Origin of the sequence: Paenibacillus sp. CFBP 13594, from assembly GCF_014842675.1 — a bacterium.
In the GTDB taxonomy this organism is placed as follows: Bacteria; Bacillota; Bacilli; order Paenibacillales; family Paenibacillaceae; genus Paenibacillus; species Paenibacillus amylolyticus_B.
Genome location: NZ_JACYVQ010000001.1, coordinates 559,477 through 573,373 on the forward strand (window position 1 = coordinate 559,477; position 13,897 = coordinate 573,373).

The following is a 13,897-nucleotide window of genomic DNA, read 5'->3' on the forward strand; positions in this document are numbered from 1 at the left end:
CCCAAGTTAAGCACTTGGGCTTATTTGTTTTTAATAACTCGGTTGCTATAATAAATGTGATTTTACAACAGTAGAAGAATGGAGGGAGTATATGTTCGGGAAACAATCCCGGAAGGTATTTTGGCTGTTATTGCTGATCGGAGGGATGATAATGATAGGGAATGAGTCACCTGCTGAAGCTGACGGCGCAGATATACGGGCGGCCTGGGTATGGCAGGCACAGTCTGTTAGCAACGGAGATGAGCTGTTGGCCAATGCAGCTAAACATAAGATAAACAGGCTGTACGTGAATGTAGACATGTCGCTGCCCAAGGAGGTATACCAGACGTTTATAGCCAAAGCAAGCCGTGCGGGTATTGCGGTTGAAGCGCTGGGAGGCGATCCATCTTGGGCGCTCAGTGGCCGTGAAGGCCCCATGCTAAGATTAGCGTCGTGGGTAAGTGATTACAATCAAGCTGCTGAGACCAACGAGCAATTTGATGCCATACATCTGGATATCAAGCCCTATGTGTTACCAGCCTGGAAAGAAGATGCCAAGCCACTGGTACAATCCTGGGTAGCCAATATGAATCTGTTATTTGAGCAAGTGAGACAGGATGGCGCAATTGCAGTGAATATTGACCTGCCATTTTGGCTGGATTCCTATACCGTCACAGGAAATAGAATATCTGAGGATGCAGATAACGAACCATTGTCACGTTGGTTCATTGAACGAGTGGAACATGTCACTTTACTCGCTTACCGTGATAACGCGCAAGGGAACAATGGTATTATACGTTTAATTGAACAGGAAATGAACTGGGCCGATGCCAGCAATGTGAGCGTCACCGTTGGGTTGAACACCAAGCCAATGCCTGGCGAGGAATTCACGACTTTTGCCGGTAAAGGTGCAGCGCAGCTGGAAAGCGTTATTGAAGAAGTTGCCTCCGCATTCAGTGAACATACATCTTACGTCGGTTCTGCTGTACATGACATCGTATACTGGGGACAACTGGAGCCGTCAGAACTGCCATCACCGGAGATTCCATCCAATCAGCCAGACATTCGGGGAACGTATATCTGGGAGGCCTCTCAGGTGACGAATGACGGGGGAGATCACATACTAGCGTTTGCTAGAGAGCAGAATATTAACTGGTTGTATGTGCGGTTAGATCTGGATCAACCCTATTCCAGTTACCGCAGTTTTGTGAAACGGGCAAAAGCACAGGGCATCGAGATCCATGCGATGGGTGGACACCCCATCTGGGGCAAGAAGGAGAACCGTCCACGCATTAAGCGCTTGATTGATTATGTGAAAAACTATAATGCGGAATCCGAGCCGGATGAACGATTTGAAGGCATCCATCTGGATATTGAGCCTTACACCTTGCCGGAGTGGGAGAATAGTCGGGACACCCTTCTGACCGAATGGGCTGCCAACATTACATTTTTCCAGGAAGAAACGAAGAAGGACAGTGATCTCGAAACAAGTGCAGACCTTGCTGTATGGCTGGATACCTTCCCGTTGCCGGGAAAAGACATGTCTGTGACAGAGTTCATGATTGATACACTTGATCATGTGTCGATGATGGCATTCCGTAATCAGGCCGAAGGGTCCAATGGCATTGCTGCTGTTGTGAGTCAGGAGATGGAGATTGCAGATCGTCTGGGAAAAAGGTTGATGATTTCGGTAGAAATGAAGCAGAACCACGAAGGTCCTCATATTTCTTTTTATGAGAAAGGGGCAACGGAGATGGAACTTCAGCTTGCCAAGCTTCCGGATCTGCTGGCCGAACATCAGGCTTACCAGGGCAATATTGTACATGCCTATGATTATTGGATTGAAGCCAAGCCTTAAACAGGCGAGTATTATAAGAAATAACTTGCTTCGGAACTTCACCTTGGGTGAGGTTCCGGGCTTTTTTTTATGGAAAAAAGATGGAATCGTGTCACCGAATGGGCTCCTGCACAATACGATGTACGGTGATGAACAGCTGAAACAAGGGAGGAAACAGACTATGGCTGTTATTAAAGCCAACTCAGAGGACGTCAAGCTGCTGGCTAGGCTCATGAGGGCAGAGGCTGAAGGTGACGGCGAACAGGGCATGTTGCTTGTGGGCAATGTAGGTGTGAACCGGGTGTTGGCGGATTGTCTGGACTTTAAGGATATTCGCGATATCAATCGTATGGTATTCCAGAATCCAGGAGGCTACGAGTCAACACAGAAGGGGTACTTTTACCAACGGGCAAGACAGTCCGAGATTCGTCTCGCACAACGGGTGATCAATGGAGAGCGCATCTGGCCAGCGAGCAATTCATTGTGGTTTTTCCGACCTGTGGGCGACTGCCCACCAACGTGGTATGACCAGCAAAATACAGGACGTTTCAAAGCACATTGTTTCTTCAGTCCGACAGGCGACGATTGTCCGGAAGTATATTAAATTTTGGGAGGAATCACTATGATTAATCAGCCTTATCAACCAATGACTCAAACACTGGGTCAGCAAGCGAATTCTGTGTTGGGTCAACAAGCCAATTCTCAGGTTCAAGGTACGTCATACAAAATCGGTAACGGAATGCCTTCCATGTCGCCAACACCAGGGATGGTATCCCCTAGCTCGACTAGTGTACCGCCACTCGTATCCAGCGGAAGTCCAATGACACCTACGGGTGCTGTAGTTACGACAACGGCTCCACAGTTTGAGCAATCGTACATTGAGAATATTCTACGTTTGAACCTTGGTAAATTCGGTACATTCTACATGACATACGAAGGTAACAAAGAATGGAATGCTCGCATATTCCAAGGTATTATTGAAGCAGCGGGCCGTGACCATATTATTATCAGCGATCCGAAGACTGGAAGACGGATCATGCTGTTGATGGTCAACTTTGACTATGCTACATTTGATGAGCCGTTGTTGTATCAATATCCAGGAGTGGTAGGCAATTACCCGCAAGCTCCAAGCAGATAATCATTGGCCCGCATCATTTTGAATGATAATTGACATGTTTAACACATAATGATTTACTTCGCTGTCCTGAATGTGGAGGTAATCCGCAGACAGGACAGCTTTTTACATAAACATATATACGAAGGTTACTATAGTTTAGAGTCATACGTAACCTTTTGGCGATAACATGGCACTTATACATGAATAGAACAAGCAGCATGCTTATATGAAGGGAGTCCATAGCATTGAATTCATGGATTGAAGGAGCGATGAAGGGCGAAACCGAAGCTTACGCACAACTGATGTCTCAATATCGCGGGATGGCTCTTGCTGTTGCCTACAATCGTTTAGGAGATACATTTTGGGCTGAAGATGTCGTACAGGAGGCGTTTACTGAAGCCTTTGGCAATCTGTCCAAGCTGGAAGCTCCTGAGGCTTTTCCCGGGTGGTTCAAGGTGATCGTGGAGAGGCAGTGTTATCGCTGGCTAAGACGCAAGCAGCATACGATGATTCCAGTTCAGGAGCTGGAGCATGTATTCCATGAAGAGGATCAGGCGCATGATCCGGAAAAACAAGCGGTGCAAAATGAAATGCATCGTACGCTTCGTAATTCCATTGCAATACTGCCATCATCGATGCGGATTGCTGTTGAACTGTTTTATTTGGAAGGATACTCGCTCAAGGAAATATCGGATTTCCTCGGGGTCAAGGTACCTGCATTAAAGAAAAGATTGTTCGATGCCCGATCCAAACTCAAGCGTTCTATGCCTGTAAGGGATCTGGTCTCTGTATTCAGTGACTTGTATGAAGGGGGAAAAGGATTGTTACACATTATGAATGGGGATCACGCTGCCAATCGTTTAAGAGAGAGTGGGATTCAGGGAGACATCCTGGTATGGAGAGAGTTGTATACGTTCGGCCCGGTAGCCAAAGAGATGGGAGGTACGAAGGAGCAGCAGAATCGGGCATCCGTGTTAGAGCAGCAGTTGGGCATTCCACAGACGGAATACTTGAAGATTGAGGAGCTTGAACGCAAGTTGCATTCGTTTCAACAATACAAGGAAATTGTCTTATGGTTCGAATACGATCTCTATGATCAGACGATGTTATCTTACCTATTGCATTATTTCAGAGGACAAGCACTCCAGAATACGAAATTGAATCTGCTTTGCATTGACTCGTATCCAGAGATTGAGCATTTTAGAGGACTGGGACAGCTTACTTCCACACAGATTGAACGTCTGTCCGGCAGTTGGCATGTGATTGAGAAAAACGAGTTACAAGCCGGTGCACAGTTCTGGGAAGCCTATACGTCGACTGATTTCCGGCATCATCTGGATTACTTGCAGGCAGACACTTCTGCGCTACCCTTTGCGAAAGCTGCCTTTAAGGCACATTTGTCCCGTCTGCCATCTGTATCGAACGGTCTGGGGCTCATTGAGCAGACAACACTAGCGACCATTAGAGCAGGTGTGGAGCATCCGTATCCATTATTTCGCGAGGTAGGGGACAAGCTGCATATTCTTGGGATGGGTGATCTTGAATACTGGGCATATCTGAGGCGGATGACAGAAGGACCTCATGCCCTTCTTCAGATGAGCGGTGCAACCACTTTCCCTAATTTCAAGCAGCATGATGAAAAATTCCGTGACGGAGTCCTGTCACTAACGGAACTCGGAATTCAGGTGTTGAATGGAGAAGTCGATTGGGCACTGCTGAAGCAGGATGAATTCTGGATCGGTGGATTGCATAACCCAAGCGGGAAACAAACCAAGTGGCGCTGGAACCCCGCTTCGGAAACCGTAGTGGACATTGAGTCGACATCGTAATTAGCGGATAGAATCTGGAGAAAATAACAGTATTGCAAAAAGAGAGTGTCCAGCCATGCGGAAGCATGAGCGAGGATGCTCTCTTTGGTTTCCTTAAACCAATGTTTGTGAAATGTAAATAAAACAGCGTAATCGAGACTTTTGTTAAAGAAAAAAGGCGTTTGTGCCATTTCGTTGTCATAGGACACGGATTGACTGTGTAGTGTAGAATTATATAATAAAAGAAGCATATCTTTGTTATTCGACAGAACAAGGTGGAGGTGGAAGCATTGGGAAGTTGAAATTGCATATGAACGGCAGAATGGCAAATATCCTACATTTTCGAAGGAGGTGGACCTATTTGCCGAAGAATACGGCAAATAGGATGAAAATTTGAGTGACCCCTTACCGAGTATTTTAAATTTAGTAATAATTGGTTTACTTGTATTAATGAATGGTTTCTTTGTGTCGGCGGAATTTGCGATGGTGAAAGTTCGTGGAAGCCGGATTGAGGCTTTGGTGGAAACAGGCAACAAAAATGCCATCTATGCTTCCAATATCGTACGTAATCTGGATGCATATCTGTCAGCTTGCCAACTAGGTATAACTTTGGCTTCACTGGGACTCGGGTGGCTGGGAGAACCGGCAATTGCACATCTGTTAGAGCCCATGTTTACCGCATTTGGACTGGGACCAGTCTACGTTCATGGAATCTCTATTGCCATTGCATTTGTGATTATTACGATTTTGCATATCGTACTGGGAGAACTTGCTCCCAAAACGATGGCGATTCGAAAGTCTGAGACGATCACGTTGTGGTCTGCGGCTTTGCTAACGTTCTTCTACAAGTTAATGTATCCATTCATATGGGCACTGAACGGTATGGCTAACGGCTTGTTGAGACTGTTCCGAATGGCACCAGCTTCGGAGATGGACTCGGCACATAGCGAAGATGAAATACGTATTCTGATGAAAGAAAGCAATAAGAGCGGTTTAATTGACAACACTGAATTAGCACTTGTTGATAATATATTTGATTTTACGGATACAACTGCCCGTGAAATTATGATTCCACGGACGGAAATGATCTGTCTGAATGCCAATGAGTCCATGCTGGAGAATCTGGAGATTGCCAGTGAGAGTATGCGAACAAGGTATCCGGTATATAACGGAGACAAGGATCATATTATCGGCTTTATTCACATTAAGGATCTGATGCGATCCCAACTTACGGATACCATCTCCGTGATCCGGCCCATCCTGGCTGTGCCAGATACCACGCTAATCAGTGATCTGCTCAAACGTATGCAGCGTAGCAAGACACAGATTGCGATTCTGATTGATGAATACGGCGGAACCTCCGGGCTTGTCACACTTGAAGATATCATGGAAGAGATCGTAGGCGAGATTCAGGATGAATTCGACCATGAGCGTCCTGCCATTGAGCAAGTGGATGAGATGGAATACTCTATTGATGGATTGATGCTGATTGAAGAAGTCAGCGAACGATTCGGACTGGAGATGGATCGTGCCGATTACGATACCATCGGGGGCTGGTTATACTCCAGAGTAGATGCCATTCCACCTGAGGTTGGTCAATCGGTTGAGTATGGGGGTTATGTATTTGTCATTCAAGAGACAGAGCATAAGCGAATTTCCCGAGTGAATGTGATTAAGCTGGAACTGTTGGTTGAAGAAGAAGGCGCATAGCCAGATCGAAATCGGTACAAATGAAGCTGTATGGTGACGTAATGGTCATCGTACAGCTTCTTTGCATGCTCATGATTCTTGGGGTGCGTGAATGACAATATCGGCGTAACGGTTCTCTGTAACCAAGCTATTTTTGATATAAATTCGCTTATAAGTAACATAAACATTCTCTCCAGGAGCGAGATCATGCTGGATATTCAGCTTTTTTCGAGTGGATTTGGTTGTCGTCGGTGTCTTTATCGTGATGATATCGTACATGTCAACGAAAGTAACCTCGTAGGAATTGTAGCCCCCCACCTTAGTGGTGGATAACACCGGATTTTGTTTATACTGGGTTAAGTGATCATTCACCATGCGAAGTGTTACGGGTAGCACATAAAACAGAAGTACCAGAGGCAGAAGGCAGAAAGCAATCCCGAAAACACGTAAAAATTTGACATGGGAAAGGGTTCGTCCGCTCTGCTTGAGGAAAAGAAAAGCAAGGATGGGGGACAGTACAAGTCCCCAGATCATAAAGGGCAATACATAGCGGTCAATCCCCATGCTTATCCAGCTTTCCCGAGCTGTAGCCAAGAAATATATTAAGGTCCCTGCGGTAAGCGCACTCACCAAGATAATAAGCCAACGTTTGAACGAGCCGGAAACTTCGATGTGTAGTTCATTCGGATTGGAGCTTTGACGATGCCTTTTGGATTTGGATTGAAGCTTACTCAAGTTATATACCTCATTTGCAAATCTTGTTGGTTAATATGGTTTCGTGAATCCATTACCCAATACATACGGGCTGGAATAATTGGGGTTTCAACCATGCTGGAGATGCATGCAAAGATAAAAGACGCTGCCGACAGAAACATCGGAGCGTCTAATTTTTTTTGAAACCTGTCACCCGATCCGTCCGTTTATACCCTTACACAAAATCAAATATGGAACCGGAGGATGGATCAATATGCGGAAAATGAAAACAAAGAGTGCAGCATCTATGCTAAAAATAACCCTTGTTGCCTTGTTAATGGTGCCAACAATCCTAGCTATACCTACGTCCGAACCAGCCTTTGCAAGCCCGATGATCAACGTGTCCTCTGGTGCTCTTACACCCCCACCTCCGCCGGAACCATCCATCCATTCGCTTGCTAACACTCGAGAACTTGGACATATCTATCAAGCGGTCGGTGCAGTCATTCCTGGGGGTGGACTATCGGCTATCGTCAATACCAAGACCATGACATATACAGCAATGAAGACAATTTCCGTAGATTATCGACTCGAGCGCTGGACAGGAACAGCATGGGTAACTTTTAAAATGAATTCCAACAATGCAACGAATACAAACTTACTGAATGCCGCATCGGATTGGACCGTTATGCCAGGATATTATTATCGCGTTACCAGTATTCATACAGCGTATGATGGAAGTACCACGGAAACAAGCAAACATGTCTCTGGCACTGTGTTATTCTGATCTTATCGACGGGTGCTGCCGGGAAACTTCTGCTCTTGAAAATCGTTGGCAATCGCAGTCATTTCTTCTTCCGAAAGGGTTCCAAACAGACTCATATTGTTGGAACCCATCATCCACTGAAAAGAGTTATAGGGTGGGCCGATATACATCAGTGCTTCCGAGCCATCCGCCAGCTTTACGGTGCTCATATCACGAAGCATGGCCCCTTCAATTTTCTCCCCAGGCATGACATAGACATAATCAAACTGGATGATCTCATCCTCTATGCTCTTGCCTTCACTGGTATATTGAACTCTCATTTGTGTGGACTCATAATAATCGTCTGGATTCACAGGGTTTTCAGTATCAAGCACGAGTTCGAATTTGACCTTGTTGAATCGCTCGGGAATGGCCTTGGATAACAGAAAGTCACCCATGAACCCTTCGCGTGCGATCTCTTCCGTAACAAGTACTGGACGAAGCAGATGGCTCGATAACTCATACGAAGGTGTATTAAGAGCTTCTTCTTCTTGTAATTGAAGAATGTCGTCTAAGCTGGTTTCCGGTGGTGGAGGCGTTTTGGCTGTTGATGGATCAGCCCCCAGATGGGTCGTGCGATCCTCGATGATAATGGATTTCATGCCATTACCCCAATCTTTGATGGATTGCACAAAAGGGGATACCGCTTGCGTACCGGATGGCAGGCTGAAAATAACGGCTCCGATGGTCACGGACGCAGCTACGACAACTGAAAGTCGCAAGGTACGTATTCTTTTTTTACGTAAACCAATTCTGTTAATTTCCCGTTGTACCTTCTGCCAGGATTGCTGCATAGATTCGGTATGGGAGGCGGAAGGGGCAGAAACGGCCTGATGGAAAGCTTCATCAAAAGCTAGGTCAAACGCAGCGTCGAAATATTCGTCTTCCAGCTCTGAATCGTATTGCTCCACGTTTTTATCGGACTTGCCTTTGCTCAATGCTTCCACCCCATTCCTTATGTAATTTCTTCTTGATACTGCCACGGGCTCTGAACAAGCGTTGCTTCACAATGTCTTCGGAGGTATCCAGCAGTTCGGCCATCTCTCGGTAGGAGAGACCTTTTTTCCACCGTAACTCCACCAGTACACGATATTCCGGTTTGAGCTGTCCGAGATAATATTCAATGGACTCTTCCATCATCTGCGTTTCTACCATGCTTTCCACGGAAGCTGCCGTCTGATTCATCGTCTCCATATCTATAAAAACACTATCCGTATCCAATTGGTTACGGTTATTTTTATTTTTTCTCAGATAATTAATAGCTGTGTTCCGTGTGACAACCTTGAGCCAGGCTTTCAGTTTGACCTCGTCTTCAAAGATGGGTTTGTTTTTAATGATTTTGATAAAAGCTTCCTGAATAATATCTTCTGCTGCAGCACGCTCCTTGATGATATAAACGATAAGACCATGTACCATATTATAATATTCATAATACACTTCTTCTTGAAGTGCAGAGCCTAAATTATGGAAATCTGAGGCTAGTAATAACTGGAGCCGATTGGCCATGATGTTCTCCTTTCTGGTGAACAATCCACAAACATTGGTATCATTACATTTTACAACATAATATGGAAACGATACAATGGGAGGTTGGTCCGAGAAAAACCAGATGGAGTGAGCGTGTGCAGCCTCCAGGACAGTTTGCTGAAAATTAATAAAAAGGCTGTCTTGCAACCATGAACACATGGTTGCAAGACAGCCTGGATGACAGTTTCAGTGAAAATATATAACGGGGGAGAAATCAACCGTTATCTGTTAGAATGCCCAGTCTCCATTGAGGAAGATGGCTTCACGTTCGCCGTTTGCCGTAATACCGTAGATGTCCGTTTCGGGAGAGCCCATCATGAAATCCACATGAGTAATGCTGGAGTTCATGCCGCGAGCGGCAAGTTCTTCGGGAGACATCGTCTTGCCCCCTTCGATATTAAATGCATAGGAACTGCCAATCGCAAGATGGCACGATGCATTCTCATCATACAATGTAGTGTAATACAGGATACCACTCTCAGAGATCGGTGAATGGAAGGGAACCAAAGCGACTTCGCCGAGGTAATGAGATCCTTCATCCATGGAAATGAGTCTTTCCAGCGTATCCTGACCTTCTTCGGCATGAAAATCAATGATACGTCCGTTCTCAAATGTGAGTGAAAAACGATCAATGATACTGCCGCCATAGCTGAGTGGTTTGGTGCTGGACACTTTGCCATTAACGCCATGTTTGGCTGGAGCAGTGAATACTTCCTCTGTTGGAATATTGGCGACAAAAGGGGTGCCTTGCTCATTCACGCTACCTGCCTGCGCCCAGATATGACCTTCTGGAAGCTCGACAGTAAGATCCGTCCCCGGTGAGAGGAAATGCAATGCTTGATACTTCTTGTTGTTCAGGGCAACGGCTTTGGTCTCCAGTCGTTCGATATGCTGTTCCCAAGCCGCTACAGGGTCCTCCAGATCGGCTCTCACTGCAGAAAAAATGGCTTCCCACAGCTGGCTAACCTGCTCGGCTGCCGGGAGATCCGGGAATACTTTGGCTGCCCAATCGGGGGAAGGACAAGCCACACCCGTCCAGCTCATTTTATCCGCCTGTTGATACTGACGGTACTTGGCCATCGCCTGACCAAATGTACGCTGATGGGTGGAAATCCGCTCCGGGTCAATACCTTTCATCAGGTCTGGACTGGATGACAATACGGTTAGAAAGGCTGCATTATTGGCCGCCAGTTCTTCAAGCTCCGCTGCATGCCATTTCGGCGGCTCCTGGAAGGATTCCTCAGGGGCCATCTCAAACCGCAATCGATTGACGGTTTCATCTCCGTATTTTACAATCACCTGCTTGGCGCCAGCTTCATACCCCTTGCGTACCAGCAAACGTACGAATTCAGCGGTATCAATCATCGCAGAGATGACAAATACTTGTCCTGGTTGCACGTTAGCGCCTACTCTTACAGCCAGTTCAGCGTAACGATCCATTTTTTGTTCAAAACTTAACATGTGAGTTCCCTCCAATTGTTGAATTTTTGACCTGTTGACGCAGGAAAAGAGAGGAGTAATCTCCTCTCTCCTAAATCACATCAAACGGGATTAAAATGCCCAGTTTCCTTGCAGGAAGATCGGCTCTTCCGCACCTTCGGAGGTCACACCGTGGATGTTCATTTCTCCGGATCCAATCATGAAGTCAACATGAGTGAGACTGGAGTTCATGCCACGTTCAATCAATTCTTCTTTGGACATCGTTTTACCACCTTCCAGACAGAAGGCATAGGCATTACCAATCGCCAAATGGTTGGAGGCATTTTCATCAAACAAAGTATTATAGAACAAAATATTGGTATCGGAAATTGGTGACTGATGTGGAACGAGGGCTACCTCACCCAGATAGTGTGCACCTTCATCCATCTCGATTAGGTTTTTGAGTGCATCCAGTCCTTGTTCAGCGGTGTAATCTACGATTCGTCCGTTCTCAAATGTAAGGGAGAATCCGTCAATCAGGTTGCCGCCGTAGCTCAGTGGTTTCGTGCTGCGGACTACACCGTTAACACCCGTTTTCAGCGGAGCTGTGAATACTTCTTCGGTAGGCATATTCGCAATAAAGACATGTCCTTGCTCATTCACACTTCCACCGGATACCCAGATATGGCCTTCTGGAAGTTCAATGGTCAAGTCTGTGCCTGGAGCTGTATAGTGAAGCTTCTTGTATTTCTTGTTGTTCAGCAGATCAGCACGGGAATCTAGGTTTTGCAAATGGGTTTTCCATTCGGCAACAGCATCCTGCTCACCGATCCGTACGGTTTTGAAAATGACGTCCCACAGGCGATCGACTTGTTGTGCTTCTGGAAGATCCGGGAACACTTTAGCTGCCCATTCCGGAGAAGGAACGGCTACGATAGACCAGCTGAATTTGTCAGCCATCTGATAAGAACGATATTTTTCGAGCGCTTTGCCGCGCACTTTTTGGCTGGTAACAATCCGTTCCTGAGCTACACCGTTCAGCAGATCCGGATTTTCAGCGATGACGTGCAGAATAGCGGCACCTTCTTCAACGAGTTCAGTCATTTCAGCTGCAAACCATTTCGGTTCAATGGAGAAGGCTTCATCAGGTGCAAGATCGTAATGAAGACGTGTAACGGTTTCATCGCTCCAGTTTACTTTGACCAATTTCGCACCTTTACCGTAAGCTGCTTTGACAATCAGTCGTACAAAATGTGCTGCCGAGATTGGAGCGTTTACCACGAGTGTCTGTCCTGGATGGACATTGACACCGACTTGTACAGCCAGTTCAGCATATTGCTGAAGATTCGTTTCAAAAGTATTCATGCTATTTTTTCCTCCAATGTGATAATAATATCGTAGCTTGTTGGCTATTATAGATGTTGGTCAAACACGTATTTATAATCCTCATTACAACTATGTAAGGACTCAGAATGGTTCCTTCATTGTATAAGGTATACGTTGCTACGTTATATATTGTACAATTAACCAATAATAATTACCAAACTAGGTTTACCAGAAATGTTGGAGACCGCCTGTAGATGAAAGATTAAAGGAGAGAATGATTGTGAATATTGAAATTATAAGTGCTGAAATGCGCCGTGAAGGTGAAAAAGGATACGTGGGAAATACCGTTTACCGCACAGAAGGCGAAAAGTCAGTATATGAGATTACCTTCATGAGCAAGAACGGAAAAGATTGGGACTATAGCTTGCATTTCACGGAGCAATCCGGTGATGAAGAAGAGTTACTGCGTATGGACGAGTTGCTTGAAAATGATGACGATCTGTACAATCAATTGCTCGATGCTGCTTTGGAGGCATTTCCGGCTTAACTAGCCGAGATGTTCTTGTTCTATTGTGTTGTGTCGATGACTATACTAGACGGTGTATGCCCGAAACAGGGTGTATACCGTCTATTTTATTGGAAATGTTGAATAGATGATCCAGAAAAGGGAAGTCTACGAGATGAATGGAACCAGAGAGACAATCCGCCTAATGGGAGGTAACCGTGAATGGCATCTGACAATCTGATTACAGAAGGGTTGACGGGACTTGAAGAAGTCGCGCCCGATATTCTCAGTCTACGTACACTATTCGTTAATGTCGTGTTCATCGGAGAGCCAGGAAGCAGGAACTGGGTCCTCGTGGACACCGGAATGGCGAGGTTCACAGATCATATTGTTCAGGTTGCAACAGAACGATTTCAAGGTCCGCCGTCTGCGATCATATTGACGCATGGCCACTTCGACCATGTAGGGACCGTTATTGAACTGGAACAATTCTGGGGTGTGCCAGTGTATGCTCATCCGCTTGAAATTCCGTATTTAACGGGATTAAAAGATTACCCGCCAGCGGATCCTTCTGTAGGTGGAGGTTTGATGTCCAGGTTGTCATTCGCTTATCCCAATGAGGCAATCAATCTGGATGATCGGATATTCAGTTTACCCAAAGATCATTCCGTTCCAGGCGTCTCAGGATGGGAATGGGTGCACACGCCAGGTCATACGCCTGGACATGTGTCGCTGTTTCGGGAAGCAGACCGTTTGTTAATTGCGGGAGACGCAATCATCACAGTGAAGCAGGAGTCGCTGTGGAGTGTGTTGCTTCAGGACAAACAGTTGCATGGCCCACCATCTTATTTCACAACCGATTGGCAGGCTGCTCATCAATCTGTCCAGCATATAAGGCATCTGGAACCGAAACTTGCGATTACCGGGCATGGGCATGCCTTGAGCGGAGATATGCTGAGTGCATCCTTGAAGCGACTTGATCTGGACTTTGAAGAGAGCACTGTGCCGGATCAAGGAAAATATGTGGATTAATTGAACCATCATATGAAAGACAGCAGAGACAGCCGTAACGTATTGCAGCTGTCTTTTTCCTGTCTTTTTTGTTTTTCTATTATGAATTTGTTCTCTATCATAGATTGGTATTTTGCGCTCGGGCATGATATAGTCGAGCCGTATAATATAACCTTAGTAT

General features: G+C 45.8%; 13 protein-coding genes. 8 read left to right on the forward strand and 5 right to left on the reverse strand.

Going from position 1 to position 13,897, the window contains the following annotated elements; all coding sequences use genetic code 11:
• Positions 1-151: 151 nt before the first annotated feature.
• The 5 genes from IFU39_RS02685 (at position 152) to IFU39_RS02705 (ending at position 6,451) form a co-directional block, all read left to right on the forward strand.
• Positions 152-1,837: a hypothetical protein gene (locus IFU39_RS02685; RefSeq protein ID WP_192131143.1), complete on the forward strand. Its 1,686-nt coding sequence runs from the start codon at positions 152-154 to the stop codon at positions 1,835-1,837.
• Between the two features lie 160 nt (positions 1,838-1,997).
• The gene (locus tag IFU39_RS02690) at positions 1,998-2,420 is read left to right on the forward strand and encodes a cell wall hydrolase (RefSeq protein ID WP_091019611.1); all 423 of its coding nucleotides are present in this window, start codon (positions 1,998-2,000) and stop codon (positions 2,418-2,420) included.
• A 75-nt stretch (positions 2,421-2,495) separates the two neighbouring features.
• Positions 2,496-2,954: a spore coat protein GerQ gene (gerQ, locus tag IFU39_RS02695; RefSeq protein ID WP_373419893.1), complete on the forward strand. Its 459-nt coding sequence runs from the start codon at positions 2,496-2,498 to the stop codon at positions 2,952-2,954.
• A gap of 224 nt (positions 2,955-3,178) precedes the next feature.
• Positions 3,179-4,762: a sigma-70 family RNA polymerase sigma factor gene (locus tag IFU39_RS02700; protein WP_192131145.1), complete on the forward strand. Its 1,584-nt coding sequence runs from the start codon at positions 3,179-3,181 to the stop codon at positions 4,760-4,762.
• A 372-nt stretch (positions 4,763-5,134) separates the two neighbouring features.
• Positions 5,135-6,451, forward strand: coding sequence for a hemolysin family protein (locus IFU39_RS02705; RefSeq protein ID WP_091019552.1), 1,317 nt, complete (start codon positions 5,135-5,137; stop codon positions 6,449-6,451).
• 69 nt (positions 6,452-6,520) lie between these two features.
• Here the strand turns inward: IFU39_RS02705 and IFU39_RS02710 are convergent, their stop codons facing one another.
• Positions 6,521-7,165 (reverse strand): hypothetical protein, encoded by a 645-nt coding sequence (locus tag IFU39_RS02710; protein ID WP_192131147.1) that lies wholly within the window; start codon positions 7,163-7,165, stop codon positions 6,521-6,523.
• Between the two features lie 265 nt (positions 7,166-7,430).
• Here IFU39_RS02710 and IFU39_RS02715 point away from each other — a divergent pair, with 265 nt between their 5' ends.
• Positions 7,431-7,910, forward strand: a complete 480-nt coding sequence (locus IFU39_RS02715; protein WP_146118057.1) for a hypothetical protein — start codon at positions 7,431-7,433, stop codon at positions 7,908-7,910.
• 2 nt (positions 7,911-7,912) lie between these two features.
• Here the strand turns inward: IFU39_RS02715 and IFU39_RS02720 are convergent, their stop codons facing one another.
• The 4 genes from IFU39_RS02720 to IFU39_RS02735 form a co-directional block, all read right to left on the reverse strand.
• Complete coding sequence (locus IFU39_RS02720) at positions 7,913-8,875, reverse strand: hypothetical protein (protein WP_206759542.1); 963 nt, start codon at positions 8,873-8,875, stop codon at positions 7,913-7,915.
• A complete protein-coding gene (locus tag IFU39_RS02725; RefSeq protein ID WP_074095416.1) occupies positions 8,844-9,434 on the reverse strand; it encodes an RNA polymerase sigma factor in 591 nt (196 codons plus the stop codon). The genes IFU39_RS02720 and IFU39_RS02725 overlap by 32 nt, the downstream gene beginning before the upstream one ends.
• Before the next feature lie 249 nt (positions 9,435-9,683).
• Positions 9,684-10,916: an aminopeptidase gene (locus tag IFU39_RS02730; protein ID WP_091019543.1), complete on the reverse strand. Its 1,233-nt coding sequence runs from the start codon at positions 10,914-10,916 to the stop codon at positions 9,684-9,686.
• 90 nt (positions 10,917-11,006) lie between these two features.
• Entirely contained in the window at positions 11,007-12,239 is a 1,233-nt protein-coding gene (locus IFU39_RS02735) for an aminopeptidase (RefSeq protein WP_091019542.1), read from the reverse strand.
• A gap of 235 nt (positions 12,240-12,474) precedes the next feature.
• On the opposite strand from IFU39_RS02735, the gene IFU39_RS02740 reads away from it, so the two are divergent.
• On the forward strand, positions 12,475-12,747 hold the full coding sequence (locus IFU39_RS02740) for a hypothetical protein (RefSeq protein ID WP_047843332.1): 273 nt from the start codon (positions 12,475-12,477) through the stop codon (positions 12,745-12,747).
• 180 nt (positions 12,748-12,927) lie between these two features.
• Positions 12,928-13,737 carry an MBL fold metallo-hydrolase gene (locus tag IFU39_RS02745; protein WP_091019540.1) on the forward strand — a complete coding sequence of 270 codons (810 nt, stop codon included), beginning with the start codon at positions 12,928-12,930 and terminating at the stop codon, positions 13,735-13,737.
• The last annotated feature ends 160 nt before the right edge of the window (positions 13,738-13,897 follow it).

Coding starts and splice junctions, on each gene's coding strand:
- IFU39_RS02735 (WP_091019542.1), bottom strand. CDS start 12,239: ATGAATACTTTTGAAACGAATCTTCAGCAATATGCTGAACTGGCTGTA.
- IFU39_RS02730 (WP_091019543.1), bottom strand. CDS start 10,916: ATGTTAAGTTTTGAACAAAAAATGGATCGTTACGCTGAACTGGCTGTA.
- IFU39_RS02740 (WP_047843332.1), top strand. CDS start 12,475: ATGATTGTGAATATTGAAATTATAAGTGCTGAAATGCGCCGTGAAGGT.
- IFU39_RS02685 (WP_192131143.1), top strand. CDS start 152: ATGATAGGGAATGAGTCACCTGCTGAAGCTGACGGCGCAGATATACGG.
- IFU39_RS02725 (WP_074095416.1), bottom strand. CDS start 9,434: ATGGCCAATCGGCTCCAGTTATTACTAGCCTCAGATTTCCATAATTTA.
- IFU39_RS02690 (WP_091019611.1), top strand. CDS start 1,998: ATGGCTGTTATTAAAGCCAACTCAGAGGACGTCAAGCTGCTGGCTAGG.
- IFU39_RS02715 (WP_146118057.1), top strand. CDS start 7,431: ATGCTAAAAATAACCCTTGTTGCCTTGTTAATGGTGCCAACAATCCTA.
- IFU39_RS02745 (WP_091019540.1), top strand. CDS start 12,928: ATGGCATCTGACAATCTGATTACAGAAGGGTTGACGGGACTTGAAGAA.